This is a genomic window from Xanthomonas cissicola (assembly GCF_008801575.1).
Lineage (GTDB): Bacteria > Pseudomonadota > Gammaproteobacteria > Xanthomonadales > Xanthomonadaceae > Xanthomonas > Xanthomonas cissicola.
Genome location: NZ_VZPL01000151.1, coordinates 1 through 3,262 on the forward strand (window position 1 = coordinate 1; position 3,262 = coordinate 3,262).

At 57.2% G+C, this 3,262-nt stretch carries 1 protein-coding gene and 1 pseudogene; both read right to left on the reverse strand.

From position 1 onward, the window contains the following. Positions 1 to 114: 114 nt before the first annotated feature. Positions 115 to 483 (reverse strand): annotated as a pseudogene (locus F7R02_RS24650) (hypothetical protein); the annotation flags it as partial. A gap of 1,020 nt (positions 484 to 1,503) precedes the next feature. Beyond that, on the reverse strand, positions 1,504 to 3,051 hold the full coding sequence (locus tag F7R02_RS24655) for an MASE1 domain-containing protein (protein ID WP_039418204.1): 1,548 nt from the start codon (positions 3,049 to 3,051) through the stop codon (positions 1,504 to 1,506). Positions 3,052 to 3,262: the final 211 nt, after the last annotated feature.

Below are 3,262 nucleotides of genomic sequence, written 5' to 3' on the forward strand. Positions count from 1 at the left end.
TAATGCTGTCCGGCGGCAGCTGAAGCCGCCAGATAAGCGCAAAATCTCGTCTTACATACCCAATTTACGCGTTACTGGCGCTCTCTATGCTGATATTTTTAGGTCTTGAGAGTTGTTCAGACCTTCCATAAGGCGCTTGAGCATGCGTACCGACTCGTTGTATTTGGCATTTTTTGCCAGCACCATGCGTGTGCAGACCTTCATTTGCTCCTCCACCATATTTCCTTTCATGTTGGGAGCGAGAGACTTGAATTGCTGCAGCACCCCTGCGAGGCCAGTCTTTGGGGCACCCGGACAGTCGTCTTCCAGGCCATAGTCTTCTGGACGTTCGGCAAAGTTGTCAGCCATGGTGGACGTCCCTAGGTTCAACCGCTGAAGCTTGATGAGCTGCTGCTGATAGTGATCCAGCTGCTGCTGATACTGCTTGAGCGTCTCGGTCCATCGCTTAGCCTGCTCTGCGTACTCCTGTAAGGCCTTCGCCATCGACGTTGGGTCATTGACAATCACTCCCACTGCATTCGCGGGCCCAACACTAAGACCGGCCGCAAGCAACAAGCCTGCGGCGAGACGTGAAAATGAAAGGCGTGAGCGGCGTGAGCGGTCATTCATGGCGGGACTCGTCGGTCTTGTTGGGTGCAGATGGATGGCGGGGATAGCAAAACGAGGGATATAGAGGGCACAGCCCGGAAGGCGATAGGCAGCCCAGGCAGGTGGTGGGAGTCAAGCGCGTAACGCAATCATGAAGCGAGAGAATTTTTGTTCAGACACAGGCACAGCGACGAGAAAGACGCCGCCGGGGGTGCGGAGGTGAGCGCCTGCTAGGGCCATTATCCTTATGTGCTATTGAGGCAGGTTGGGTCGAACTCTGGCATAGGTCAAGGCAGATTGCCACTACCTGCTCCCCTCCAGACCGTCCTCTCATCGTCCAGCGGCCGCCACCTCAAGGGACAAGGCTGCCTGGGTAGGAAAAATCTGACATCCGGGAACGGTAATTCCTCACCCTCTGCAATGGCGTGCCCGGTCGAGTCCGCACGATATTTGTCAACCGAGGAAAGCTCTGGATCGCGTACCGTCGCAGCTGCCTGGACCGCAGGCGAGCACTCCCTCTTCGAGGGGAAAGGACATGTGATGCGTAACTTCCAACGTACGGCAAAAGTGGCTGTGGGACTGCTAGGACTGGCACTGTCATACAGTGCGGCGGCATGCTGTCCGGATGTCGGTCATAGCCCTGCTGCTGCGACAACAGGGCTGGGGGCCAGTCGTCCCTCTGCTACTGATCTCTCGGCTGTCAGCACCTTGCACGTGTATACGTTCGAGCGAGACGGAATCCGCTATCTGCAAGTCAATGGCCCTAGTGGCGATGTCCGAACTGCAATCGGGTGGATCGACGGTACCCATTGGGTCATGCCGGTTGGTATCGATGCAGACCGCACCACGATCCTGGCGGCGGGTTCACGCCCAGGCGGAACAGTCGTATATGAAGGAGACGATATGACGGTGTTGCTACAGACACTCCCGCGTGGTAACAGCTGGCTCATCGTACCTAAAAATTGATCGTGTCCCTGTTGGTTCGGAAACAAAGAAGCTGATCTTGCCCGTATGGTGGCGCCGGCAGGTGCCACCATACGAGCGCACCCTGCTGGACAACTCTGCTGTGTTCTCAAGAGCGGTCCGACTGGCAGGCTTGCTCTCTGGCTTATCCCCGTAAATAGATACAGCAATGCCCTGGAGCCCGCGCAGTTTTCCGACCCTGGCCTTGATGGTATGACGCCTTGCTGGAGGCAGACAGGCAATCGCCTGCTGAGTGCATCTGTAGACGGCAAGCTGCAGCCCAACAGACAATTGCATGGGATTGCCGCGAAGCATGACTGGGTGGATTTCTGTGTGACTGGAACTGGCGAAGCCTGGCGAACGGAAAACGTGATAGAGCCCATGCGTCTCGATCTCCAGCGGGTACAAAGCATTGATGTACTCGTGCAGCATCTTCGATTGGATAGAGCCCGTACGAATCATCCGCATGGCGGCTTCATGTTGTCCGCGTGACTTGAGATGACTTTCGATGTCACGGCGTAGTCGGTTCATCTGTACCTCGATGTCGACGTACTCGATCACGTGCTCGCGCAATTCCCGCTCAGCCCATAGGTAGCTCAGTTTTGCCGTATCCAATGCCTGTTGCTCGCCTCGCAGACGCAGGCGCACTTCGGCAAGGGTGCTGGAGATACGCGCGCCCAGCACGAATAGTCCCGTAGCCGTTGTTGCGAGCATAACCTGCACAACAAAGCCTATTGAGTCATAGGCCCCCAGCACACCCGTATTTCGCAGTGAAAATGCCAGAGCGGTGTTCGCCAGCACAACGCCGATGGCCGCGCCCCGCCAGCCATGCAGCCAGGTGAGTAAAACGGCAGGAACGATCAGCAACGACATTAAGCCCAACCGTGCAACATTGCTTTGCGGCAGTGTTGCTAATGCAAAGATCAATGCAGTCGCCAGAACCGCCAGTGCGCAATGAGGCGTCAGGCGGCTGGGCGTCTCTTCGTCGTGGCGGCGCATCCATAGAAGCACCGGCAGGACCACCATCAACATTCCGAGGTAGTCACCTACAGCGAAACGGGCGAACTTGACGCCGCTGATTGCCGACGAAGGTCCGTCGAGCATGATGTTGGTCCCCAGAGTGCAGAGCGCGCCCCAGACTGCCGTGACCAGAAGCATCGGGATCAGTGACGCTCCTGCGCGATGTACTGCCCCATACCTTGCCCGAATAGCAATAGGGACCAGAGCAATGGCCGGGACCAGAATCCAGGGGCTTGCGTAGGCCCAGGTAGGATTGACACCGACACTGCTGATCGCAGGAACCCGAATCATAAGCAATGCCGCGACATCGCCCATCAGTATCCAGGGTAGCAAGCGAGAAGGGGCGAGCAGCAACGCTGCGATCCGAAGGCCAGCTGGCAGGTACCACTGATCCAGTGAGCAGTGCCAAGACAGTTGAAACGCCAGACAGTAGGCCGTAGCGGTTAACAGGCCCTGCGTCACACTTTTCAGCCCTTCCATGGGAATACCTTGAGTTTTGACGACGCCAGAGCATACCTGAGCGGGAGCCGTAACGGTGTGGGTGACCAAGACCGGTACATGCCCGGGTTCACCCCCGTTTTCACGGACACTTACAAGAAGGCCGATCAAGGCCATGAGGAGTGTTCATGTCAAAGCGCAGGAAGTTCACTGCCGAGTTCAAGCGTGGCGCGGTTGAGCAGGCCAGCCAGCC